General features: G+C 32.9%; 18 protein-coding genes. 14 read left to right on the top strand and 4 right to left on the bottom strand.

What is annotated here, in order from left to right; all coding sequences use genetic code 11:
- Positions 1-29 precede the first annotated feature (29 nt).
- The 8 genes from ABW636_RS13520 to ABW636_RS13485 all read left to right on the top strand — a co-directional run bounded on the left by ABW636_RS13520 (position 30) and on the right by ABW636_RS13485 (position 13589).
- Positions 30-2432, top strand: a complete 2403-nt coding sequence (locus ABW636_RS13520) for an ABC transporter permease (RefSeq protein WP_367590569.1) — start codon at positions 30-32, stop codon at positions 2430-2432.
- Between the two features lie 42 nt (positions 2433-2474).
- Entirely contained in the window at positions 2475-4898 is a 2424-nt protein-coding gene (locus ABW636_RS13515) for an ABC transporter permease (RefSeq protein WP_367590568.1), read from the top strand.
- Between the two features lie 69 nt (positions 4899-4967).
- Entirely contained in the window at positions 4968-7385 is a 2418-nt protein-coding gene (locus tag ABW636_RS13510) for an ABC transporter permease (protein WP_367590567.1), read from the top strand.
- A 50-nt stretch (positions 7386-7435) separates the two neighbouring features.
- Entirely contained in the window at positions 7436-9823 is a 2388-nt protein-coding gene (locus ABW636_RS13505; RefSeq protein ID WP_367590566.1) for an ABC transporter permease, read from the top strand.
- A gap of 24 nt (positions 9824-9847) precedes the next feature.
- Positions 9848-12355, top strand: a complete 2508-nt coding sequence (locus ABW636_RS13500; RefSeq protein ID WP_367590565.1) for an ABC transporter permease — start codon at positions 9848-9850, stop codon at positions 12353-12355.
- A gap of 53 nt (positions 12356-12408) precedes the next feature.
- Positions 12409-13071 carry an ABC transporter ATP-binding protein gene (locus ABW636_RS13495; RefSeq protein WP_367590564.1) on the top strand — a complete coding sequence of 221 codons (663 nt, stop codon included), beginning with the start codon at positions 12409-12411 and terminating at the stop codon, positions 13069-13071.
- Between the two features lie 75 nt (positions 13072-13146).
- Positions 13147-13365 (top strand): HTH domain-containing protein, encoded by a 219-nt coding sequence (locus ABW636_RS13490; RefSeq protein ID WP_367590563.1) that lies wholly within the window; start codon positions 13147-13149, stop codon positions 13363-13365.
- A 44-nt stretch (positions 13366-13409) separates the two neighbouring features.
- Positions 13410-13589 carry a hypothetical protein gene (locus tag ABW636_RS13485; protein ID WP_367590562.1) on the top strand — a complete coding sequence of 60 codons (180 nt, stop codon included), beginning with the start codon at positions 13410-13412 and terminating at the stop codon, positions 13587-13589.
- A 118-nt stretch (positions 13590-13707) separates the two neighbouring features.
- Here the strand turns inward: ABW636_RS13485 and ABW636_RS13480 are convergent, their stop codons facing one another.
- The 4 genes from ABW636_RS13480 to ABW636_RS13465 form a co-directional block, all read right to left on the bottom strand.
- Positions 13708-14811, bottom strand: coding sequence for a hypothetical protein (locus tag ABW636_RS13480; RefSeq protein WP_367590561.1), 1104 nt, complete (start codon positions 14809-14811; stop codon positions 13708-13710).
- 464 nt (positions 14812-15275) lie between these two features.
- Positions 15276-16766, bottom strand: coding sequence for a carboxypeptidase-like regulatory domain-containing protein (locus ABW636_RS13475; RefSeq protein WP_367590560.1), 1491 nt, complete (start codon positions 16764-16766; stop codon positions 15276-15278).
- A 163-nt stretch (positions 16767-16929) separates the two neighbouring features.
- On the bottom strand, positions 16930-20529 hold the full coding sequence (locus tag ABW636_RS13470; protein ID WP_367590559.1) for an ABC transporter permease/M1 family aminopeptidase: 3600 nt from the start codon (positions 20527-20529) through the stop codon (positions 16930-16932).
- A 179-nt stretch (positions 20530-20708) separates the two neighbouring features.
- Positions 20709-21599: an ABC transporter ATP-binding protein gene (locus tag ABW636_RS13465; RefSeq protein ID WP_367590558.1), complete on the bottom strand. Its 891-nt coding sequence runs from the start codon at positions 21597-21599 to the stop codon at positions 20709-20711.
- A gap of 177 nt (positions 21600-21776) precedes the next feature.
- On the opposite strand from ABW636_RS13465, the gene hemB reads away from it, so the two are divergent.
- The 6 genes from hemB to ABW636_RS13435 all read left to right on the top strand — a co-directional run bounded on the left by hemB (position 21777) and on the right by ABW636_RS13435 (position 25785).
- Positions 21777-22751, top strand: a complete 975-nt coding sequence (hemB, locus tag ABW636_RS13460; RefSeq protein ID WP_367590557.1) for a porphobilinogen synthase — start codon at positions 21777-21779, stop codon at positions 22749-22751.
- Between the two features lie 21 nt (positions 22752-22772).
- Positions 22773-23162 carry a tellurite resistance TerB family protein gene (locus ABW636_RS13455; RefSeq protein WP_367590556.1) on the top strand — a complete coding sequence of 130 codons (390 nt, stop codon included), beginning with the start codon at positions 22773-22775 and terminating at the stop codon, positions 23160-23162.
- Positions 23163-23167: 5 nt separating this feature from the next.
- Positions 23168-23578 carry a c-type cytochrome gene (locus ABW636_RS13450; protein ID WP_367590555.1) on the top strand — a complete coding sequence of 137 codons (411 nt, stop codon included), beginning with the start codon at positions 23168-23170 and terminating at the stop codon, positions 23576-23578.
- 11 nt (positions 23579-23589) lie between these two features.
- Positions 23590-24108: a DinB family protein gene (locus ABW636_RS13445; RefSeq protein WP_367590554.1), complete on the top strand. Its 519-nt coding sequence runs from the start codon at positions 23590-23592 to the stop codon at positions 24106-24108.
- Between the two features lie 113 nt (positions 24109-24221).
- On the top strand, positions 24222-25310 hold the full coding sequence (locus ABW636_RS13440) for a CNNM domain-containing protein (protein WP_367590553.1): 1089 nt from the start codon (positions 24222-24224) through the stop codon (positions 25308-25310).
- Positions 25303-25785 (top strand): methylated-DNA--[protein]-cysteine S-methyltransferase, encoded by a 483-nt coding sequence (locus ABW636_RS13435; protein ID WP_367590552.1) that lies wholly within the window; start codon positions 25303-25305, stop codon positions 25783-25785. The genes ABW636_RS13440 and ABW636_RS13435 overlap by 8 nt, the downstream gene beginning before the upstream one ends.
- Positions 25786-25899 lie beyond the last annotated feature (114 nt).

The following is a 25899-nucleotide window of genomic DNA, read 5'->3' as shown; positions in this document are numbered from 1 at the left end:
TGTTTTTAACCATCAAAAAATAAAGATTTATGTTTAGAAATTATATCAAAATAGCATGGAGAAACCTTGTAAAAAAGAAAGGATACTCTGCTATTAATATTGGTGGGCTAACCATTGGAATGGCTTGTTTTTTAATGATTATGATGTACATACAAAACGAGCTTTCTTATGATAATTATCATGAAAACAAGGATAGAATATATAGAGTTGTACATCATTTTAAACCAGATGGAAATGCAAGTCAAATATGGGGAAATGGACCAGTAGGATCTGCATTAAAATCCGATTTTTCTGAAGTTGTAGAAACGGTACAATTTTCGGGTAGGGCAGATATTTTGCTTACATATAAGGATCGCGTTTTTCAGGAAAACAACTGTTTTTTTGTAGATGCTGCCGTATTTGATGTTTTTAGCTGGCCGCTAATATCGGGGAACCCTAAAACAGCCTTAGAAGCTCCTTATTCTATAGTCCTAACAGAACGAATGGCTAAAAAATATTTTGGTAACGAAAACCCCATTGGAAAAACCATAGAAGGTGGCAGAACTGGAGGTAGGGCAAGTGAAGGAACGTATACGGTTACTGGAGTTATGAAAGATATACCTTCTAATTCTCATTTTAATTTCGACGTTTTAATGTCTATGGAGTCTTTTCGCCAAAGCAGACCTCAGATTTTTGAATGGTGGGGGTATGTAGATTTTTACACCTATTTTTTAGCTTCTCAAAATTTTAATGTCAATGATTTTCAAGCAAAAATGCCTGGTTTTATAAAGAAGAATGCAGAATTAGATGAAGGTGACTATTATACTATTTCTTTTGAATCTATAAAAGATGCGTATCTAAATTCTAATGTTGGACGACAACCAGGGGTAACCGGTAATCTTTCTAATATTTACATTTTCGCAATTATAGGTTTCTTTATTTTAATTATTGCTTGTATCAATTTTATGAATCTTGCTACGGCTCGTTCTATGGAAAGAGCGAAAGAAGTGGGTATACGAAAAGTAATTGGAGCAGAGAAAAGAGGGTTGATATATCAGTTTTTGGGAGAGTCATTATTTCTGGTTGTTTTCGCTTCAATATTTGCTATAGGTATTGTATTAGTATGCCTTCCCTGGATGAGTGAAATTACAGGAAAGAACTTTGGTTATACCGATGTTTTTAAAGGAACTACAATGGTGTTATACATAATTACTGTGATTATAACAGGAGTATTAGCTGGTAGTTATCCTGCAATGATTCTATCAGGTTTTAGACCCATTAGTGTACTTAAAGGTGTTTTTAGAACTTCTCCAAAAGGTGCAAATCTTAGGAGAGGTTTGGTAATATTTCAGTTTAGTCTTTCTATAGCATTGATTGCAAGTACTGCAATTGTATACTATCAATTAGATTATTTGACTAATAAAAACTTAGGTTTTGACCAAGAACAGATGTTGGTTATTGATTTTAATTATGATGAACAAGTGCTCAGCAAATTAGATGCAATAAAGAATACATTGTTAACACATCCCTCGGTAAGTTCTGTATCAGCATCACGTAGTGTACCAGGAGGATATTATCCTGGTGCAGGTACAGAAATAGAAACTCCAGAAGGAGAATTGAGTATGCAAACACTTTCTCTATTTGAGGTTGACGTTGATTTTATTCCTCATTTTGGAATCGAAATGGCGGCAGGGAGGCCTTATTCACGAGATTTTCCTACAGATACAAGTGCTGCAATGGTTGTAAATGAAGCAGCTTTGAAATTATATGGGTATGCAAACCCTTCAGAAGTTGTAGGAAAACGTTTTACACAATGGGGAAAGGAAGGAAAGGTAATAGGAGTTGTAAAGGATTTTAATTTTAGATCCTTACATCAAACGGTAGAACCAATGGCATTGAGATTTGAACCCTGGAGTAGCAGATATCTTACGCTCAAAGTACAATCCCAGAATCTACAATCGACTATTTCACAAATTAATACACTTTGGTCCTCTACAGTACCTCATAGACCATTTTTATATGGCTTTTTAGATCAATCTTTTAAGGAGCAATATGTAGCAGATATACGATTTAAAACACTCTTTACCTTGTTTTCTTGCCTGTCTATTTTAATTGCTTGCTTAGGACTGTTAGGGTTAGCAACTTATAGTGCGGTGCAGAGAACCAAAGAAATAGGAATTAGAAAAGTGTTGGGAGCAGAAGCTACAAGTATAGTGAAACTCTTATCAAAAGATTTTGTTAGACTTATATTAATAGCTGTTGTGATAGCAACTCCATTCTCTTGGTATGCTATGAATAAATGGTTAGAAGTGTATGCCTATAGGATAGCGATAAATTGGTGGGTATTTATAGCATCGGGCGTTATTGCTCTGGTAGTCGCTTTACTAACGGTTAGTTTTTATGCGTTTAAAGCAGCAGTGCAAAACCCTGTAAAAAGTTTACGAACAGAATAAAACAATAACTGCATCAAAATTTGGTGCCAAAAAAATAAAGATATGTTTAAAAATCATCTAAAAATCGCCTGGAGAAGCATTGAAAAGGATAAGATGTTTACTATGATCAAAATCGGCGGGTTTGCTGTCGGGATCATGGCATGTTTACTCATTTCTTTATACATAAAAGACGAATTAAGTTATGACGCACATTATGATCGGGCAGAGGATATATACCGTATAGGAAAACAAGGAATACTGGATGGTAAACCAATAGGAGGGATCCATATGCCGGCGCCATTTGCAGCCACTTTAAAAGCAAAAATACCCGAAATAGAAAAATCGGGAAGACTGTTGATAAGTGAACTTCATGGTACTGGCGGTAAAGAAATTAGATCAAGCGAGTCTACAGAGAATTTATATGATGATGGATTTGCATTTGTCGATCAGGAATTGTTAGAAATTCTGGATTTTAAAATGTATAGTGGAGACATAAAAAATGCACTTACCACTCCAAAATCAATTGTAATAACAAAGCGAAAGGCCGATAAATATTTTCCAGAAGGGAATGCACTGGGAAAAACATTGATTTTTAATAATAATACAAAAGATCCTTATACAGTAGGAGGTGTAATAGAAGATTTGCCGGCGAATTCTCATTTTCAGTTTGAGTTTTTACTGACACTAAAAGATGTCGAGTTCTTTCGTGGAGAGCAAACATCGTGGACCAGCCATAATTATCATACTTATGTACTTTTTCGCTCAGGTACCGATTTTAGCGAAGTAAAGAAAAAGCTTTCAGAAATCAAGGAAACCATTTATCTCCCCACGTTTAAGAATCGTAGCGCAGAATTCATGAAAGCATTAAATACCATGAAGTTTTCACTACAGAATGTAAAAGATATACATTTAAAAAATGACGTTTTGGTGGATGCATTACATCATAGTGATATTCGATTTGTTTGGCTTTTTGGAGCCATTGCGATATTTATATTAATATTGGCATGTATTAATTTTATTAACCTTTCTACAGCAAAGTCTGCAAATAGGGCCAAAGAAGTGGGATTACGCAAAACCATCGGGGCATATAGAAAAAACCTAATTACACAATTTTTAATAGAATCGATACTACTTAGCGGTATTTCGTTTGTCATCGGGATTTTATTGGCATGGTTACTTTTACCCTATTTTAACAATATCGCTTCAAAAAGTTTGGAGATACCCTGGGAAACCACCTTGTTTATCCCTATCATCTTAATTTCTTCTTTGTTTATTGGTGTAGTAGCAGGTTTATACCCTTCTATGTATTTATCTGCTTTTAAACCGGCACAAGTTCTAAAAGGAAGTCTTAGCATTGGAGGTAGAAGCAAAAAACTGCGTAGTGCATTGGTGGTATTTCAATTTACTACTTCAGTAGTATTGATTATAGGTACTTTGATTATTAAAGATCAAATGGACTACATTCAAGATAAAAAACTAGGATATGATAAAGATCATGTAATTACAATAGAAGGAACAAATACCTTAGGCAATAAATTAGAAACTTTCAAAAACGAACTCAAAAGCATTTCAGAAATCAAAGCTGCTACTGCCAGTGCTTATCTTCCGGTTACCAGAACAAAACGAAACGGAAATTATTTTAGAATCGAAAATAATACTATAGAGCAAGAAGGAACTGGAGGGCAGATTTGGAGAGTAGATTATGAATACATTAAAGCACTTGGAATAACAGTTAAAGAAGGAAGAGATTTTTCGAGAGACATAGCTTCTGATAGTACACAAGCCATTATCATTAATGAAGCAATGGTTCGACAATTAAATATTAAAAATCCGGTAGGGAAGAAAATTAACAATGGGTATTCTTATACCATTATTGGAGTGATCGAAGATTTTCATTTTGCAACCCTTAAAGATAAAATAGAACCTCTTTCTCTTGTAATCGGTATGGAGACCGAAATGATTTCATTAAGAGTAGAAACGGCTGATATCGATACGCTTTTGGCAGATATTAATAGTATATGGACTAGATTTTCTCCAAACCAAACAATTCGATATAGCTTTTTGAATCAAAGATTTGCTAGGATGCATGAAGATGTGAAACAAATGGGAGTAATTTTTAACAGTTTTGCACTATTTGCTATTCTGGTTGCGTGTCTTGGTCTTTTTGCCTTATCAGCCTTTATGGTCGAGCAGCGCAATAAAGAAATAAGTATTCGTATGGTATTAGGTGCTTCATTTAAGAACATATACCAACTGCTAAGCGTTGATTTTTTAAAGTTAATTCTTATCTCTATCGTGATTGCGATACCGATCGGTTGGCATATTATGAATCGATGGCTAGAGGATTTTGAGTACAGTATTGCTATTGGTTGGGATGTGTTTGTATGGTCTGGGTTATTAGCAATTGGAGTAGCGATTTTAACCATTAGTTATCAATCTATAGGAGCCATATTTATCAATCCATTAAAAAGTTTACGAACAGAATAAACTAGTTGTATTGAAGCCCCTAACGAGGTAAGATATTGTAAAAAGTAAAAAAATAAGAAAGACGTAAAAATGTATACTTTATATTTTAAAATAGCAATCAGATATCTTTTAAAGAATAAATTATACTCATTCATCAACATTTTTGGATTGGCTATTGGGATAGCTTCTTTTATTCTAATCATGATGTATGTTAATTTTGAGCGTAGCTATGATACGTTTGATGGATCAGAAAATGTGTATAGGGTATACATGGACTATCTAGAGGGAGGAAATATTTTTAAGCCTGGAGATGCTCAATCCTATAATATGACAGGCCCTACACTTAAAAAAGAATTTCCAGAGGTATTAGAGTATGTACGCTTTTATAGACTTGAGAAAACTACTCTTAAGTCAAATGAAAAAGTTTTAGAAGTTGGTAATAGTTGTATTGCAGATCCAAGTTATTTCAGTGTTTTTAATACAAAACTTTTGAAAGGGGATGTAAACACAGCATTAAAAGAGCCTAATTCTATCGTTCTAACAGAAGGCCTTGCAAAGATTTTTTTTGGTAACGAAGATCCAATAGGAAAAACTATCCAGATTTTTTGGCGAGAACCTATTTTGGTAAAAATTACCGGAGTTGTGAAGGATACTCCACAAAACTCACATTTTAAAATCGATTACTTGTTGTCATATAGTACCATGATGGGTTGGGGAGCTATTGACAAAAGAGAAAAAACACTTAATTGGAATCAAAATATGTATTATACATATTTAAAAGTAGCTCCTAATTCGAATATAAATGCGCTTACCAAAAAGATAATTGAAAGTGATTTTGATGGCCATATTGATGAACGTCATAATATAGAACCTATAGAAAGTATACACTTGCATTCTAATAAACCCTATGAATCAGAAGCGAATGGGAGTATTATGCGAATAAAGTTTTTGACAGCGATTGCCATTATTATCCTGGTGTTATCATTACTAAATTACATTAACCTTTCTACCACAAAATCGTTAGAAAGAGCTAAAGAGGTGGGAGTTAGAAAAGTTGTTGGTGCTCAAAAGCAACAATTAATAGTGCAATCTCTATTAGAATCGATTATTCTAAATGTACTATCGCTTGTTTTGGCTATTATAGTTACCGTGATTATACTTCCTGTTTATACTTCTTTTACAGGAAAAGTAGCCACCTTTGAATATAGTAGTATTACAAATATATTATTGGTGCTAGGTAGTATTCTTTTAGGGATGATACTTGCTGGGTTGTATCCTGCAATATTACTAAGCAATTATGCACCTTCAAAAGCACTAAAAGGTAAAATAAGAACTTCTACCAATGGCCTGCATATAAGAAAAGGCTTGATTATTACCCAATTTTTGGCAACCATAGTATTGTTAATAGGAACCATCGTAATTACTAAACAAATTAGTTTTATGAAAGACCAACCTATCGGCTCTGATCTTAACAATGTATTGGCCATTAATGGAGAAATACTAACAGAAAAAACAGATTCGATTCTTAAAAAGAATTTTACTGTTTTATTGGATGAGGTTAAAAAACTTTCTACTGTAGAGAATGTATCATTAGCAGATAGTTATCCGGGATATGATTTTCATAGTTTATCATCATTTATGGGAATTACCTATCCAGATGGAACTCAAGACAACCAAAAAGTATGGTATGGTTATGAGGTAAACCCTAGTTATTTTGATGTAATGGGAATCGAGTTTCTAAGAGGAGAAACTTTTCATAAAAACGCCAGTGAGCATAGTAATGATATCGTTGTCAATGAAAAATTTGTAAAGGAAATAGGAATTACTGATCCAAATCTGGCTGTGGGTAAGAAAACAAAGTTTTGGGGTAGTGAATGGAATATTATTGGAGTAATTAAAGAATATCATCATTTTGGTTTAAAATCCCCGGCTATACCGATTATTTTGAGATATACACCTACGAAGGATTTTTTGATAGTAAAATTAAATGCAAAAAGTACAGCAGATTATAGACCTATTATCGCTCAGTTAAAAAATACTTGGTCATCAGTATTTCCAGAAAGTACGTTTAACTACAGTTTTGTAGACCAAAAATTCGAAGCACAATATGAAGAAGACAATAAGTTTGGAGATGCGTTTAGAATTTTTACTGCATTAGCAATTTTTATAGCGGCGCTAGGATTGTTTGGATTAACCTCTTATACCTGTATACAACGAAAAAAAGAAATAGGAATCAGAAAAGTAAATGGAGCTTCAATATTCAAAATATTAAAAATGTTAAATGTAGACTTTATAAAGTGGGTAGTAATCGCTTTTGTGATTGCCATACCTATAGCTTGGTACGCCATGAATTCTTGGCTCAACAATTTTGCATTAAAAACAGAGCTTAGTTGGTGGATATTTGCCATGGCTGGAATACTGGCATTAGGAATAACAATACTTACTGTAAGTTGGCAAAGCTTTATGGCTGCCAATGGAAATCCTATAGAAGCTTTAAAAGACGAATAAATCATCATCAATCACCACTGAACTTGTTTCAGTATTAAAAAACAACAACAATGTTTAAACATTATCTTAAGATTGCCTATAGAAATTTGCTTAAAAATAAGATGTTATCATTGGTAAACCTATTTGGATTAACTCTAGGACTTGCCAGTATCATGACGTTGGTTTTTGTAGTGCATGTATACTATAATGCAGATGGTTTTATAGAAGAAGAGGAAAACGTATACTACTTAAAAACCTTTACCACTTCGGGTCATGATTATAATCAAACGACCTACCCATTGTTAGAGAAGATAAAAAATTCGTGTCCTGATGTAGTGGCAGGTACTCATTTTTTTGACTGGGATTTACCTTTATTATCTTATCAAGATATAGAGTTACAAGAAAGAAGAACATCTTATGTAGATGCCGACTTTTTTGAGGTATTTACACTTCCGCTAAAATATGGAGATGATCTTACTGCGCTAAAGAATAAATACGATGTGGTGCTTACCGATAAAGTAAGTAAAAAGTTTTTTGGAGAAATAAATCCGGTAGGTAAAAAATTAGTATTAAATGACACACTTAGTGTCAAAGTTGCCGGTGTTTTAGAGCCTATTAGTTCTTATGCTTCTTTGCGTTTAGGGGTACTATTATCTACCCAGTTAGTAGAAGACTATCAAAATTTTAAAGAACATACAGGTTGGAGTAACTCATTTACTTACAATATGATACGTCTTAATGCAAATGCTGATGTACAAAAATTTGAAAACCAGGTATTAGATCTCGTTCGTCAAAATTATGCAGAACCTTCTCATATAAAAGCAATCAAAGTAGTTCCATATACAGAGGTGAGAGTTGATAACATTCCGATTGCTGGGATCATTATTAAAGGTGCGATTGCAACCATCATTTTTGTATTACTAATCGTTTTGGTGAACCTCATTAATTTGAACACTTCTGTTATGTATGGCAGAACAAGACAGTTGGCAGTAAAGAAGATTTTAGGTGATCATAAAAAGAGTATTGTATTTCAGTTTTGTCTAGAAAATGGGTTACTAGTTCTAATTTCTCTTGTGGTGGCTTCATTTTTATTTGCTTGGGTGCTGTTACCAGAAATTAATGAAATATTTGGAGGAAACTTTGGTGAAATAGCTATCGAGATACCAAATGATTACCCTGTGATTTTATATTTTTTAGGCCTGGGGATATTCATAACTCTTATTGTAGGAACGTTACCAACACTTCGTTTTATCTCTTTGCCTATCGCGATTGCACTAAAAGGAAAAATAAACGGAGTAAGGAAAAATCTTTTTTTCAGAAATGTATTTATTGTTGTACAGTTCTCTCTAGCCATTTTATTCATATGTACTGCCATCATATTAAACTATCAGATTAGTTTTATGAAAAATGCTCCTTTGGGGTATGAGCAGGAAAATATAAGTATTGCACGAATTGATTTGGAGTATACAGATAAAGAGTCTGCAGAGTCCAAATTTTCTGAAATTTTGGATAAACTAAAATCAAATCCATTTGTTCAGGATTTTTCTACTACACAAATTGTTCCTTCTGCTTACTATAGAAACTATACCAATTTTATGGATCCAGAAACGGGCAAAGAAGTTCGTGTTCGCCATGGACGTACAGATGCCAATTATTTTAAAACATTGGATATTCCTTTACTATCAGGACGCCATTTTAAAGAAAATCAGAGCGATATTGATATAGGCACGATCATTATTAATGCGAAGGCTATGAAAGCACTTGGTTGGACAGATCTTGAAAATAAGAGATTAGTGAATAAGGGTGAAGCTTCAGATGGTTTTAAGGTAGTTGGTGTAACCAAAGATTTTCATTATCAAGGAATGCAAAATGACATAGAACCTCTGGCACATTTCTATAAAGGAAAACAACAACTAAAAAATAACAATTATTTGATGCTTAAGATTGTAAAAGGAAAAGAACAACAAGTTCTTAAGCAGTTAGAAAATGATTTTGCACAAATACCATCAAAAAGAACGTTCGAATATGAAATGTTATCACACAAAACTAATGCGCAGTATGATTTGTTAAGAGGTATTTTAAAAACTGTAAATTTTGTTGCATTCTTTACCATATTGATTTCTTGTCTGGGAATGTTTGGCCTTATTTCACTAATAGCAAAAAAACGAGTTAAAGAAATTGGAGTTCGTAAAGTATTAGGAGCTAGTATCACCAGAATCTTATTGTTGTTATCAAAAGAATTTATTGCCTTAGTTATCATTGCCGGTTGTATCGCGATACCCGTAGCATGGTGGTTGATGAACAATTGGCTACAAACTTTTGCTTATAGAATTGATATTAGATGGTGGATGATGGTTTTAGGAGGCTTACTGGCGCTTTTGATTGTAGGTATAACGGTAGGGATACAATCCTTTAAATCGGCAATGGTAAACCCTATAAAAAGCCTTCGGGTAGAATAAAATAACTAATAAAAAAAAGAAACCATGTTTAAACACTATATCATGATTGCATGGAGAAATGCAATTCGGCAAAAACAATTTACCATTCTTAACATTTTGGGTTTGAGTATAGGGATTGCTACTTGTTTTATTATTGGATTATATATTCATAGCGAAGTTACATATGATACATTTCATGATAAAGCAGATCGTATCTACAGAGTAAACCAACCTAATATCTGGGAGGATTGGAAAGGAGTTTCTTCGACAACAGGACCTAATGTAGCCGTAGCATTGCGAGAGGATGCTTCAGAATTTGAAGAAGTTACGAGGATTCTTAATAGCGGTACTCAAATCGTTAAAACCGAGAATGAAGATCAAACGAATTTATATAAAGAAGAACAGTATTTTGCAGCAGAAGAGAACTTTTTTGATGTCTTTTCTTTCGAATTTTTGAAAGGAAATCCTAAAACGGTCTTTGCAGAACCTTATAGCATGGTAGTCACGGCCAAAACTGCCACGCGCTATTTTGGAGACCAAGACCCTATTGGAAGAACGGTAGAAGTGCGAGATTATGATGGTTCCTGGAAAATCTATACCATAAAAGGTGTGCTGGCAGATATACCCTATAAATCTCATATTCAATTCGAAGTATTGATTTCTTTAAAGAGTTTTTCAGAGCGAATGGAAGCCCATGGATGGAAATGGATATGGACTGCGTTCTCGACCTATGGGTTGGTAAAAGAAGGAACAGATATAGAGGAATTAACTGCCAAGATTCAGGAAATACCCCCAAAATGGGCACCTCCTACTACAGAACGTATTTTTAATCAGACTTTTGAAGAGTTCACTGCTGGAAATCCTTGGGAACTGCGTCTACAACCACTTAGCGAAGTATATAAATCTGGCGAGCCTACCATGCATTCCTTTGGCCCAACAGGAAACCCAATTTTTGTAAAAATATTTGGAGCAATTGGTATGTTGGTTTTGATATTATCTTGTATCAATTTTATGAATCTCTCTACGGCAAGATCTTCTAAAAGAGCCAAAGAAATTGGAGTAAGAAAAGTGTTAGGAACAAAACGAAAATCATTGATTAAACAGTTCATTCTCGAATCAACACTTTTTGTATTGATAGGCACTGTGCTTGCCATCTTGTTAGTACAATTTTCCTTAAAAGCATTTAATACGATTGCAGATGTTAATATCGAATTGATACCTCATTTTTCGAATCCTTCGTTTTGGGGAATAATATTGATGTTTATCGTAATGCTTGGTTTAATTTCAGGTAGCTATCCAGCTTTTTATCTTTCTATGTTTCAACCTATAGAAACCCTTAAAGGAAAGGTGGGAGAAAGATTTAAAGGAAAAGGAATTCGAAATGGATTAGTGGTATTTCAATTTACTATATCTATTGCTTTGGTGATCTGTACGTTATTTGTTCAAAAACAATTAGGGTATACCTCGTCTCTAGATGTCGGATTTAAAAAAGATAACATTTTGCAAATTCATAACATAGAACAAATCGGCTTTGATACAGAAACTCTTAAAGCCAAGCTTTTGTCTAATCCGGCATTCTCGGCAGTAGGAAAGTCCTTTGGGCTTCCTCCCAATGTCTGGTCGGGGGATAGATATAAAACAATTGGGGACAAAGATGATGTAGTACAGCTTAGAAATCTAAGAACAGAAGAAGATTATCTGGACTTATTGGGAGTTGAGTTTCTTGCAGGTAGGAACTTTGATGCATCCAGATCCAATGATAAATACAAAGTTATTCTTAATGAAGAAGCTGTAAAGATATTAGGATGGGGAGACAAAACCACCTATAAAACAGATTCTCCTATAGGTAAAATATTAGCTATCGCTTCAGGAAGTGAAGATCAATTTGAAGTGTTGGGTGTTGTTAAAGACTTTAATATAAATAGTCTACACCAAAAAATTGCCCCGTTGGTGATTATCCATCATCAAAATGATAAGGTGTGGGATTATGGTGCAGGATTGTCCTACTACTCGATGAGACTTAATTCAATGTTGGTGAAAAATCCAGATGATCTTCAGGGTGTAATAGATAGAGTTAAACAAGATATTGCAGCAATAGATCCCGCTGTACCGTTTGAGTACAGTTTCATGGATCAGGATTTCGAAAATACGTTTATTTCAGAAAAAAGAATGGCTACAATTCTTAATGTGTTTACACTTATGGCATTAATCATCGCATGTTTGGGCCTATTTGGGTTAGCGGCTTTTACGGCAGAACAGCGTACAAAAGAGTTAAGCATTAGAAAAGTTTTGGGTGCAAAGGTTTCTCAATTGGCTATTTTGTTTTCGTCAGAATTTACAAGGCTCGTAGTCATAGCGGTGGTGCTAGCCTCTTGCATGGCCTATCTTTTGGTAGACTGGTGGCTTCAAAATTTTGCATATAGAGCTTCTATAGACATTAGGATATTTATTATTGCTGCAATTAGTGCTATCGCTATTACCTTGTTAACAGTAAGTTTACAGACGGTCAAAGTGGCGACCTCTAATCCTGCAAAAAAATTAAGAACAGAATAAACGAATTAGATTTAAAATAAAAAGAAATTAAAATATTATAAAAACAAAAGAATATGCTATTGCAATTAAAAAATGTATCAAAATGGGTACAGTCGGGAGGTCAGAAAATTTTCTTATTAAAAGATATAAATTTCTGGGTAAATGAAGGGGATTTTATCTCTATTATGGGGCCTTCGGGATCAGGAAAATCTACTTTACTTAACGTGATTGGTATGCTGGATGATTTTAATGAAGGAGAATATTCATTTTTAGAAGATTCTGTCCACACCCTTAAAGAAAAACATAGAGCCAACCTTTACAAACAATACATTGGGTTTGTTTTTCAATCCTATCATTTGATTGATGAACTAACCGTAAAAGAAAATTTAGAAATGCCTTTGCTTTATAAAAAGTTTGGAGCTTCTGAAAGAAAATCCCTAGTAGGGGATATGTTAGATCGGTTTAATATTGTAGGCAAAAAAGACCTTTTTCCTTCTCAGTTAAGTGGTGGGCAACAACAATTGGTAGGCATTGCCAGAGCTCTTATTGCAAGTCCTAAGTTAATCCTTGCAGATGAACCTACAGGAAACCTTAACTCTAAACAGGGAGAAGAAATTATGGAAACCTTTACCCAACTTAATAAAGAAGGAGTAACCATTATACAAGTAACCCATTCTGAAAAAAATATGAAGTATGGTTCTCGAGTTATCAACCTATTAGATGGTAGCGTTGTATGATCACAATATTGTAAACAGAATAATCTATCTAATTATAAATTGTATATGGAAATAGTGAGTAAAACTGTTGAAATAATGAAAAAGATTGACCAACTGATTCGAATCAAGGCAACAGGACCTCCAGAGGTTTTAGCACTTCGCTTAGAGGTCTCGAAGAATACAATTTATAGAACCATTAAAACCATGAAATTATTAAATGCGCCTATTATATACGATTTTTCAATTCAAAGTTATGTTTACGAAAAAGAAGTAGGATACTACTTTGGATTTTATTTAAATAATGAATGTAAATAATTAGTGTTGTTTGATTAAAATCGTATATCAATACATTTTAAAAAATGAGAAAAAACCATAAATTATTAGAAAAAAGAAGAAAGTTTGTTCAAGAGTATGTTTGTGAGAATCATCATAAACAAATGAAAACAGTAGTTACAGAACTTTCAGAAAGATTGTTTGTGACAGAAAGAACGATTTACAGGATTATAAATGAAACTTCTGACTATGTCAATGCGTCTTGATTATTCAAATAAGAAATGATGCAATTTTCTATGTTTTAATACCGATTAATCGGTATTAAAACATAGAAAGTTTTGTTTTTATTCATTTAGGTTCTTGCATAAAACATAGTTTTTCGTTTCAAGGAAAAATACCATTGATTTTTTTATTGAGTTTTATGATTTCTGAAGATAAGTTCAATTTTTTGGAAGTACCATCAAAAGGATCAAATTCATATAGAAAATAACCATTGGCCTCTTCCTTTTTCATTTTACTTATAAAGGCATTCCAATTAGTAATTACTTCACTTTTTACATCAGATCCCGGTCTACCACTAATTGATGCTATAAAAAAAGATTCATTACGTATATCATTTCCACAGTATAGCGATTCTGATCCGTGTTGTGTGGCATTTAGGTCAAAATGCCCAATATCGTTAAGTACTTCTTGCATCCAAACAGGTACAATACCTAGTTTTCCGGCATTGATTATATCCATTATAGATTTATCACCTTTCCAATTTTTAAAAATAGATTTTTGAACTCCAATTGTTACCAAATCCCAATCTGCAATATAAGGTGTTGATTTATTGTTACCTGCAAATTCACAAACTTTCCATTCTTTAGGAGGGGTTTCTGTAGATTTAAACCATTTTAATTCTCTATTGGGATTATAATATAGAATAAATTTCTCCATATCTTCTTTTATTACTCTGTATCTCGAATCTATCCCTGTTACAATTCCTGGTGTTTTACTTTTACTTAGTAATGTATTGGTAGGTAACAAACCAGATAACCTTCTTAAACTACCAGTAAGAATAATAGAAGGATCTATACTTTTTGCTTTTATAAGAAGAGGTTTAGCGGCAAATTCTGTAAGTTTTCTAGCAACGCCACCAGCTGCTACCGATCGGTATACAAAGAATAAAGGTGCTTCTTGTAGTACCCCTCTTTTTCTAAGTTTATCACCACAATTCTCTACAAAATTTCGTACATTATTGGTTCTTTCTGTACTATACTTATCTCCAAACACAGAATTTTCCCTAGGATCAATTCCAATATCTCTAAGAGGAGTTTTTTGAAAAGTAGAAATGTTTTCAAGGTAGATAACATCGTTTTGTTTAGAAACAATTTCTTGAGCGTTCGTTGGTTGGTTATCAGTAAGTGCATCTTTGTCACAAGCATATAGAGTAGCAAGAAATAAGACGGTAAATAAGCTACCAAAATTCATTTTTAATCTTTTCATTTTGCATCGGTTTTAAGTTAATAAATAATATTGATGATGAAATTAGCAATTAATTAAGGCATAGATGATGTTAATTGTTTGAATGGTTTGTTTCTCTGTATAAACTGTTTGTGTTAATGTATAAAATGCAGTTTTTTAGTTGTTTATAATCAGTATGATCATGGCGATGCTATGCTGAAATTAAGAAAATACCAGTTTTTATTGCACTTGAAACATTCATAACTAAGTTCTAATGTTAACAAAAGTTACATAAGTAGTTTTATACCATTTCAACTTTGAAATTTCCCATAACTAATAGTTCTTTTTAATGTATACTGCGAAATAAAATAGAACCGTAGCTACGGCTATGCTTCGATTTTCTTTCTTGTCTAAATCAAAAATCCCTGTTTATTTTTTGAGTAATTCCAAAGATAATATGGTATTACTACTAATTATGAAAAGCAATTTATAATATGGTCAATGATTTATTCAAGTTCTGAAACCGCAGTAAATTCCCGAATAGCCGCATTAGGTGCTATAATGGTATACCCTTTCCAAAAATCTGGATTGTATTTAGAGAGGTATTCGGGAGTAATGGTTTTATTTTCTTTACTGTTTTTATAATCGGCTTCGGTTAATGGTTTTGAGTCAAAAACAATAATTTCATATTTATTTTTATAAGTAGTGACAGCATTAATCTCTAACGATAATTCGTTTTGCTTACGCTTGCCTTTTACATGTTTGTTTTTCTCTATAACCTTTAAGGGACGATCAAATCCAAAAAAGCCACCTCTATACATTTCAAGATATTTTAGATGGTATTTATTATTTTCTCCTTTGGTAAAAATCACTTTATTACGATATAAATTATCCTGATATTGAATGCCTAAGAGCTTAAATTTCTTAAGAGGTTTTACATTGTTATAATCTACTCTTACAATTGCAAAATCTTCGGTATTAATATACATAGTACCTTTAAAATCTTCACTTCTTTTAGGGGCAAAAGAAACAATATACACGCTTTGATCATTGATATAAGTATAATCCTTAATTTCAAAAGTATAACGACTGGATTTGTTTAAAAAATTGGATTTTACATCTTCGTTATAGAAAAGACTTGAAACAATGCTTTTTAGCTTGGATTTACGATATTTCTGAAATTCCTTTTTTTCTTTTTGATCTTCTATCTTATCTTTTACACCTTCGGCATTTTCATTACTTTCTAGGATAGAGTCGACCTGTACTTTGGTGCCAAACCAACCCGATTTGATTTTGAGATAAGAATCTGGTTTTACATTGTCTTTGAAAATAGTTTCTATGCGCTTGGACATTGCATCCATAGACACAGCATTGTTTTTGTCATATAGCTCTGCTGCTTTATTAATATGAAGCTTTCTCCTTTCTGCATCACCAGAGTATTCGCCTAAAATTTCTGTATAGTATGCTGATTTTTTAGGAAGAATAGCTACAATGCTATCAATTAGTTTTTTATTAAGTTCTTCTATGGTTGATTTTTTAAAATCAACATTCAATTTTTTTATGGTGTTAAACTCTGATTCTCTAAAAAATAATCGTTCCTGTGATAACTCAAAGTCATAGTTTTGTGAGATTCTTTCTTTTACATTACTTATAACCTCATCAACAGTTAGATTTTTATTCGTAACAAAAACACCACCAAGCTCTATGGCTTTGGGAGATAAATATAGTATACTATCAATAGGAGAATGGGTAGAAACTCCTATTTTTTCATAACCCATAGAGGAGATATGAATAGAATCACTTTCTGAGATATTGTCTTCTAATGTGATACTAAATCGCCCTTCTTCGTTAGTAATAATTCCTTGATTTTTAGAAAATTGAATCGTAGCATATGGAATAGGCTTATTACTCTTTTTATCTAGAACAGTACCAGATATGGTCTGTGCGTTTGTAATAAAACCTAAGAAGAAAAACAGTAGTATAAATCTAACGTACATGATTTATTTTTTGGTTGATATATCTTTATACTAATAGACCTCTTTTTTGTTGCAATGGTTGCATGAGATGCTAAATAAAGATGAAGAACAATTAGAATTGAATTGTATGATTTTATCATAAACAACGATCGAGACAGCGCTTCTCGATCGTTGTTACATGAGATTAATCTTCAACGCCTTGAAGATTATCTCCAGAGTTTCTATCTATTAATTTGTTATAAGGATCAATGCCAAACTTAGTTGGTTTTTTAGCTGTTATAACAGTAAATGTATTCTCACCAGGTTTTAGCCATTTTCTTTTAAGATAGTATGGGTTTTTTAGAGGGACCTCTTTTTCGTCTGTAATATCATCACCAAAAACCCCTATTTCGATGTAATTGGTCTTATCATCAGTACGTTCCTCTTTCCCTTTATCATCATAATATATTTTTTTCGAATCTACAGTAAACGAAGTTTCATACGAACCGTCTTCTAGTTCTTTGGTAACTCCTTTTACTGCTCTGTTTTCGTACAATGCAATTTTGGTAAAGCCATCTTCTACTGCATACTTTAAAGAATCTGGTGCAATTTTTAATATGGCTTCGTATAGATTTTCTGAGGTTGGATACACCCCTTTTTCAAAATTTTTGTATTCGTGCAAAAATTCTTTTAGCGCAGTATTGATTTTATGCTCTCCTATAATATCTTGTAACTCATACATCACCATCGATCCTTTTTCATACCATATATGAGGTCCTATCTCTACATTAATCAATGAGCGCTCTGGTTTAAGACTAAAAGCTCGTTGTCTTAAATATTTGTCTAATGAGTGTTTTAAGAAATTTTTAATTCCGTTTTCACCATATTCATGTTTCATGGTCATAAGCGAAGAGTACTCTGCAAGAGTTTCAGAAATAATATTGGCCCCTGACGTTTTGCTTGGAGTCACCAAATGACCCCACCATTGGTGTGCTACTTCGTGAGTAGTTACCCTAAATGCATAATTAAAATCTTCGGCCTTATCAAAATTAGCAGCAAATCCAAAATCTTCAGAATACGGTATGGTGGTAACAAAAGACTGTGCAAAAGTCGAATGTGCAGGAAATTCTACAATTCGAATAATAGAATTTGGGTATTCATAGAAGTTTTTAGAACAATATTCTAACGCCACTTTGACGCCATTGATAAAGTATTCAAGATTTCTTTTATGTTTCTTAGAATGATAGATTTCTATGTCAACTTTTTTACCATTTGAAGCGGTCCAACTTGATTTTTCTACATCATATGTTGCCGATACTACATTGAAAAAGAGATCTGTTTTAGACTCTAGTTTATAATGATAGTATGCCCTGTCATCTTTATTCCATTGATTCATTAATTTACCAGGAGCCAATGCAGTTTGATCGTCAGAAGTACTAACGACTGCTTCAAAATTAATATAATTGGCATCTTCATTAAACAGATTTTTCTTTAATGCAATAGAATCTGTTCTGGGCGGAAACAGATAATCAAGCTTTTTTAAACCATGTTTTACTCTTACCCCATTATCTACAATACTTTGATTATAATGAAATCTTGGAAAAATTGTATGATTTAGAAAAGAACCATTGGTTAATACTTGTGTTTCTAGTCGATTAGCAAAACCTTTGGTTTCAGAAAAAACTTCGATAGTTAGGTTAGCCTTTTCTTGTGGCAACATTGTCTTGGGTAATTTATAAAAATAAACCCTATAAATAGAATCTGTCATTACAGGTGTAAGATGTACACCATTATAAATCACTTTTTCTAAAGTGGTGTGCGCTCCGGGATACTCAATTTCTAAGCGTAATGTATCAATAGGTGAGTCATAACTATTAATAATCTTGAAATCTCCTTTCGCTTTTACATTACGTTCTTCAGGAAAAATATCGATATACGCTTTTAGGTCTGTAACCTGTGGATGTGCACTACCGATATATTTGGCATATTTTTTTTCTGCATCGGCATTTATTTTTTCAGAAGTATATCCATCTACAATAGTATTTAAAACTGCTAAATTATAATGCGTATAACCTGCAACAGCTATAAAAGCAATAAGTAAACTAATAAAAGCAATAGTCGTTTTGATGGTTAGCCGTTCTTTGGCCATTCTAAGTCTCTCTTTGGCAGAAGAAAAGAAACCTCTATTCCAAAATATTTTACCGATAATCATGAGTACTGCCGTGCAGAGAATCCAGTATAGGTTTAACCAACTTATACCTGTCAAATAGTGCCCAAATCGGTTTAAATCACTAATAAATATGGGTGTTGTACCTGTAAAGGTGTACATAGGATTAGTAATTCTAAATGCCAAAGCAACCAATATCGGTAAGCCAAAATAAAGTAGGATGATAATAAAATGTCCCAAAAATTTATTGTTGACCATGACATGGATAAAAAAAGCGAGTAGAATTGTAATCAGAAATGTAGGAAAAACCAACACAAAATTATATACAAAGTACATTCCTAAATCGTACTGAAAATACCCATTAAAACTCTGAAATAATATACCGATAAGTATGTTTGCCAAGATCAATATAATTGCAATTCCGGTTAAGGATATGATTTTAGAAAAGTATAAGCTGGCATTTGTTATTGGCAATGCATCATAAAAGACGAATGTTCTATTATTACGTGTTCTATGAACAGCTTCTCCCGAATAAATCACTAATATTACTATAGATAGAAAGGAAATAATTCCATTTACATAAGAAACAACATATCTGGTAAATGGTAGATTAGGAGTACCGTATAATTCATTTACATTATAAATACTAAATATTGCAAAAACAATACCTATAAGTAATAAGATAATAAAGACGGGACTTTTTAAAATAGATAAAAACTCTATCTTACTTAAAGAAAACAAGGTTTGCCATTTCGTCTTATTGGTAAATACTTGAGTTATTGATTTTGTTGGGGTAGGGATGTAATTGTCATCTTTTGACTTTTTCTCTTTCTTGCCAGAAAGCAAAAACTTTTTATAGTCAAATTTAAAATAGGTGATTAAAAAGAAAATGACTCCTAAACCTAACCAAAGCATTCTATTAATTAGGAATTTACCATAAATAGGGAGCTGATTGTTATTTAACTCATTAATTGACCAATATTTTTTGACAAAACGAAAAGCTCTTCCTCCAAAAGGATCAAGGTAAATACTTAACCATTGATTATCGATACTTTTTAGTAAATCCCCTGAGATACTATATAAAAGAAAAAGACAGATACCACCCAGATAAATAATTGGCATTTTTTTGAAAAAGGCCATTAAACTAAAAAATAAAGCTCCTACCAATAAGGCATTTATTTCTAAAATAAAGATGAAAGGTAAAAGGTAAGAAGTTATATTAAAACTATCATAAACACCATAATCGGGCCTTTCTAAAAATACGCCAATAGAAAAACCTAGAATTGCACCCAGAGTAATATATATATTGACAAGAGATGCTATGGTAAAACTACCTAAAAATCTTCCTAATACATATGATTTTTGAGTAATTGGAAATGTAAAATAGGTTTGTGCCGTTTTATGATCCTGATCTCTATAAATAGGAACTCCCATGATGGCAGCATAAAAGAAAATACTAATAACAGATATTGGTGTAATAACATCAATAATATTATTCGGGCTGTTTACAAATTGTGCTGTAACAGATTTTTGAAAGACTGCAATCAAAATAGCGATAGTAAACCCTAATGCTGCATAGATCCATGTAGCGGGTCTTTTGAGTCGATATTTAAGTTCAAATAAGAATATTTCTTTCATGTGTTTGTAATATTGTTTTAGATGTTTATAAAACTTACCAACGGTTCATTTTAATAAGTAATAAATAACTTGTTATGGCTTGTTTTATTGACTCTTTTTTAGACAATGTAAATAATGTAGTAAAACTTATTATTAAACACTTTGACAACTAATAAAGCTTATTAAAATAGTAACTTCTTTTATAAAGAAACCTGTTCTTGATTTTCTTTTTTATTAATACAATAGAAGTAGAAATCTTCTAAATCATTGTTAACAGGGTTAAATCCGTCTCCTGGATTGGTATCATGATGGATGTTAACAAAGAACTTTCCTCCTCTTAGGTAGTTAGATAGTACAGTAAATTCATTTTCGATTACTGTTAGTTCTGATTTTTCAATTTGCTTTTTGAAAACTTTACCCGTCAATGAGGCTGACAATTCTTGAGGATTTCCTTGTGCCAAGATTTTACCTTCGTTAAACACCGCCATGTTTTGACACAAATTTGTTACGTCGTCGACGATGTGAGTACTCAAGATTACTACAGCATCTTCTCCTAATTCACTTAATAAATTATGAAAACGGTTACGTTCTAAAGGATCCAATCCAGCGGTAGGTTCATCCACAATAATTAATTTTGGATTCCCAAGCAGTGCCTGAGCTATTCCAAAACGTTGCCTCATTCCTCCAGAAAAATCACCTAGATTACGGTTTCTAAATTTATATAAGTTTACCTTGTTTAATAAATCTGCAACATACCCTTTTCGTTCTTGCTTATTTACAATTCCTTTTACCTTGGCAATATGCGTAAGCATCATCTCTGCCGATACCTTTGGATATACTCCAAAATCCTGAGGTAAATACCCTAGAATTTTTCGTAACTCTTCGGGTTGTTTAAAAACATCAATATCGTCAAACTGAATGGTTCCAGAGTCAGCCAATTGTAAGGTTGCAATAGTTCGCATTAATGTTGATTTTCCGGCGCCATTAGGGCCTAAAAGCCCAAACATTCCTTTTTCCAATGTTAGATTAACATTGTTTAGCGCCTGGGTACCATTAGGATAGGTTTTGTTGAGATTTTGTATTGTTAGCATTTTTTGCCAATTAAATGTTTTAAGATTAGTAGAACCTGTTAAGGTTTTGTTACAAGGTTTGAAATGTTTTTTAAGGAAAAGTACTTTTATGGGTTTAGAGAAGTTCTGGTTTTTTTGAAACAAAGAATACCAGATATATAAGTATCTTTATCCCCTATTAAATTTTAGAGATTAAGAATGCAACAAATTCGTAGAAATAGACGACTTAGAACCAATGATGCGATTCGTTCTTTGGTAAGAGACCATGTCATAACTCCAAATGATTTTTTAGTTCCTTTATTCGTTGTTGAAGGTACTAATATTAAAGAAGAAATCACATCCATGCCAGGTTATTTTAGATATAGCCTAGACTTACTTAAAGCAGAAGTGAAAGAAATATGGTCATTAGGATTAAAATCGGTTTTACTCTTTGTAAAAGTACCAGATGAATTAAAGGATAACAAAGGAACCGAAGCTCTTAATCCCGATGGGTTAATGCAAAGAGCGGTTAGAACTGTCAAAGAGACAATTCCTGAAATGTTGGTTATGACCGATGTGGCATTAGACCCGTATTCTTCTTATGGACATGACGGGATTGTACAAGATGGGTATATTGTTAATGATGAAACGTGTAAAGTGCTTGCAGAAATGTCGTTATCTCATGCACAGGCAGGTGCCGATTTTGTTGCTCCAAGTGATATGATGGATGGTCGAATCTTGGCTATTAGAGAACTTTTAGAAAAAGAAAGCTATAAAAATACTGGGATTATGAGTTACAGTGCAAAATATGCGTCTGCTTTTTATGGCCCTTTTAGAGATGCTTTGGATTCTGCTCCTGGATTTGGAGACAAGAAAACATATCAAATGGATTTTGCCAATAGAGAAGAGGCTATTAAAGAAACGTTGATGGATATAGATGAAGGTGCAGATATTGTAATGGTAAAACCAGGATTGTGTTATCTGGATTTGGTACGAGATGTTCGAGATGCTGTAGATGTTCCTGTAGCGGTGTATCAAGTAAGCGGAGAATATGCTATGTTGAAAGCTGCAGCAGAAAAAGGGTGGTTAGATCATGATGCAGTTATGTTAGAACAAGTGATGGCTTTTAAAAGAGCAGGAGCCCATATTATTGCCAGCTATTTTGCCAAGGATGTGGTTAAGCTTTTAGGTTAAATAATTTCAAAATAATAACATATGATAAGTAGGGATAGATTATATCAGACATTTGGAGAACTACTCTATGTGATTGCAATGAGTGATGGCGTAATCCAGCAACAAGAGTCAGAAGTGCTCGAAGAAATATTAAAGGCACACCCCAAAGGAAAAGATATCAAATGGTCTTTTGAGTACGAAAGCCAAAACCAAAGTGATATCGAGACATTGTACAAAAAAGTTATTGAAGTATTTTCTGACAATGGCCCTGATTATGAATATGATTTTATGATCTATGCACTTACAAAAATTGCCGAAGCAAGTATGGGTAAGGATATTAAGGAGAATGAAGTAATCTCTAATTTTTCTAAAGATTTGCTAGAAAGATTTAAAAGCGACATCGAAAAAATTAAAGAAAAATATAACGAATAATATTGATGAAGTTTAGCAAAAGAATAGCGATATTCTGTATAGGAATTACGTTGGGAATCCTAAGTTGTCAATCAGGTAAAAAGGAAAAAAAACCTGAGATTAAAATTGGAACAAAGAAAGAACAATTATCTCCTTTTGATGTGGGGAAAACGGTTTTTAATGGTAAAGGAAAATGTTATACTTGTCATAAGGTTGATAAAAAATCTATAGGTCCTAGTATCTTAGAGATTATGAAAGTTTATAATGAAGAAAAAGGAGATATCATTGCATTTTTAAAACAAGACGCTGAGCCAATTGTGGATCCCGAAACATATACTGTTATGAAAACAAACTTTGCAATTATCAAAACATTTACAGAAGAAGAACTTCAAGCAGTAGAAGTATATATGTCTGAAATGAGTAAAAAAAATAAATAAGAGGAATAAGAATGACTAAGAAGGTATTGATTGTATTTTTTTTAATTTCAGGAATAGTTAGCGCACAACAGTTTTCTGTTAAAACAGCATTTTTAGAGAAGTGGAAGAATTCTAAAAAATATTTGTTAGAAATAGCAGATAAAATGCCAGAAGATAACTATGAGTTTAAACCTACAGCACGTGAAATGATGTTTAAAGAACAATTGCTTCATATTCGTCAAAATATGCTGTGGTTAGGAACTACTTATTTTTCTGAAGAAAAGTTTGATAGAGAAGCACTTAAGAAAAATGTGCCTCAGAAAAAATCTGAAATCATAAAACTGTTAGAGAATGCCTTTGATAAGGTATATACCCAAGTCCAAAATAGTACTAAAGATGATTTGCAAGTAGAAATTGACTTTTTTGCAGGGCGCAAATCAAGACTACAGATTTTAAATTTATTACAGGATCACGTAACACATCATCGAGGACAATTAATAGTATATCTTAACCTTAATGAAATAAAACCACCACGGTATGTAGGGTGGTGATGCTTAAAATCGATTGAAGTTTTTTTCATAAGCCTTGTAGGTGCAAATAAATTTATGTTATTAAGGGCTTATAGAGAAAGAAATGGTAAATTAGTTCCTTCAAAAATGTAGCAATGACTTTACTGATTATTTACGCAATACTTTCGATTTTCTTTTCTTTTTTATGTTCTATTTTAGAAGCAGTACTTCTAAGTGTGACTCCTACTTTTATCAATGTAAAAAAGAAAGAAGGCAAATCTTATGCGCTAACTTTAGAAAACCTTAAAAAGGATGTAGACAAACCTTTGATTGCCATTTTAACCCTTAATACAATTGCGCATACAGTAGGAGCAATTTTGGTGGGTGTGCAAGCAGAACAACTTCCTTATAAGATTGATATCATGGGTATTAATATGGTAGGGGTCGTGTCGACTATTATGACCATTTTGATATTGGTAGTTTCAGAAATCATACCAAAAACTATTGGGGCAAAATTTTGGAAACAACTAGCTAATTTTACTTCAAAAGCATTACTTGTTTTAATTGCTCCGCTAAAATACACGGGCATTCTTTGGTTGTTACAACTTACTACCAAGCTGATAGGAGGTAAAGGACATCATGGATCTGTATTAAGCCGTGAAGATTTTACAGCAATGACAGATATTGCAGAAGAAGAAGGTATTTTTGAAGAGTCAGAATCCAAAGTGATCAAAAACTTATTAAACTTTAGAGATATTCTTGCCAAAGATATAATGACTCCTAGAAGTGTCTTAAAAATAGCTTCAGAAAACCAAAATATAGCTGCGTTTTTCGAAGAAAATAAAAACTTACGATTTTCCAGAGTTCCGGTTTATGCAGATACACCAGATAATATTACGGGCTATGTGCTAAAAGATGAAGTTTACAAAGAAATGGCTGAGGATAACCACACAAAAAAATTAAGCGCCCTAAGAAGAAAAATGTTTGTGGTAGATCGTAATGTAGCGGTGCCCAGTTTATTCGAAAAACTAGTAGAGCAAAAGGAACATATGGCATTGGTAGTAGATGAATATGGTTCTATAAGTGGTTTGGTAAGTATGGAGGATGTTATTGAAACTTTACTTGGCTTAGAAATTATGGATGAAAGCGATCAAGACTCAAATATGCAAGAGTTGGCACGTAAGAATTGGGAAAAAAGAGCTAGAAAACTAGGTATTCTAGAAGATAAAGAAACTGATGAGTAGCTCGGTAAATGTAAAAACTCCATTAGGAATTGCCATAATAACCGGAGATGAAAACGGAATACAACGTATCTCTATAACAGATGATGAACAGACCGATATCCCTTCGGCAAAAATTCCGGATTGTTTAAAAAAAGCTACCATACAATTACAAGAGTATTTTGAAGGAGAACGTACTGATTTTGATTTGATATTAAACCCTATAGGAACCGATTTTCAAAAAAAAGTCTGGAACGAATTGTTAAAAATTCCTTTTGCCAAAACTGCATCTTATCTCGATATTGCAAAAAGATTGGGAGATCCTAAATGTATTAGAGCGGCGGCAAGTGCGAATGGTAAAAACCCTTTATGGATTGTAATTCCTTGTCATAGAGTTATAGGAACCGATGGCTCATTGACAGGGTATGCAGGAGGTTTATGGCGCAAAAAATGGCTTCTTGATCATGAAACACCATCACCACAACAATCTTTGTTTTAGTACAATAAGGGGATGTTAATATAATATTAACATTTTTTGAGTTAGGGTATTTCAAAAGTTAGACGTCTTAATAATATGACCACTTTTAGAACCCGATTTTTCACAACTTGTATT

Origin of the sequence: Aquimarina discodermiae, from assembly GCF_040786235.1 — a bacterium.
Taxonomy (GTDB): domain Bacteria; phylum Bacteroidota; class Bacteroidia; order Flavobacteriales; family Flavobacteriaceae; genus Aquimarina.
This window is presented reverse-complemented; position numbering and strand designations above follow the sequence as displayed.